Below are 1,151 nucleotides of genomic sequence, written 5' to 3' on the forward strand. Positions count from 1 at the left end.
GTTCACAGCTGAGCTAATGTGGGAGCGGGGTTCACAGCTGAGCTAATGTGGGAGCGGGCTTGCTCGCGAAGGCGCCAGACCTGTCACCACCTGATTCAAGGATGTTTGCTAGCATTGCGTCTGAATCAATCCAGACCAGCCACGAGTGCTCAACATGCAACTCCCGGACATGAACCTGTTGGTCGCTCTCGACGCCTTGCTCGACGAAGGCAGTGTGGTCGGCGCTGCGCGGCGGATGAACCTCAGCCCGGCAGCAATGAGCCGAACGCTGACGCGGATACGCGAGGCCATCGGCGACCCGATCCTGGTGCGTGCCGGTCGAGGCTTGGTGCCTACACCCAAGGCGCTGGAGTTGCGTGAGCAGGTACGTGATGTGGTCGAGCAGGCCGCGTTGCTGTTTCGCTCCGCCGATAGGGTAGACCTCGGTTCATTGCGCCGTCGGTTCAGCATCCGCGCCAATGACTTTTTTGTCGGCGTGTATGGCGGCAAGCTGTTTGACACCATGGAGCGCCAAGCGCCGCATTGTGAATTGCGCTTTGTGCCGGAAGGCGATGGCGACGATGAAGCGCTGCGCGAGGGGCGGATCGATTTAAGTGTCAGCAACAATCGCCCCGTCATGCCGGAAGTGAAGGTACAGAACCTGTTCTCCACGCACTTCGTCGGTCTGGTGCGCGAGGATCATCCACTGTTCGACGACGAGATCACCGCAGAGCGCTACGCCGGCTTTTCTCATATCAGCATGTCGCGCCGAGGCATTGCGCGCGGGCCGATCGACACGGCACTCAACGCGTTGGGGCTGGAGCGGCGGGTGGCGGTGATTGCGCCGAGCTTCCACGCTGCGATGTTCGCGCTGCCGGATTCCAATCTGATACTGCCGGTGCCCAAGGAAGCGTTGCTAAGCGTGCGACGCCTGGGCTTGAAACTGCGCTCGTTCACCCTAYCGATTCCGCTGCCAACCCTGATGCTGACCCAGGCCTGGCACCCACGGTTTGACAATGACCCGGCTCACCGCTGGCTGCGTGAAACCCTCAAAACCTGCTGCGATGAGACGTGGCTCGCAGCACAACCCACCTGAAGTAGTCCCCAATCCTCTATGGGAGCGAGCCTGCTCGCGAAGGGGCCATCAGATTCAACCTTTATAGCACTGACCC

1 protein-coding gene is annotated in these 1,151 nt (G+C 60.9%); it reads left to right on the forward strand.

What is annotated here, in order from left to right; translation table 11 throughout:
• Positions 1-154 precede the first annotated feature (154 nt).
• Positions 155-1,075, forward strand: coding sequence for a LysR family transcriptional regulator (locus AC1DRJ_RS28830; RefSeq protein WP_477805131.1), 921 nt, complete (start codon positions 155-157; stop codon positions 1,073-1,075).
• Positions 1,076-1,151: the final 76 nt, after the last annotated feature.

The sequence above is a fragment of the Pseudomonas sp. P5_B2 genome, assembly GCF_056400445.1.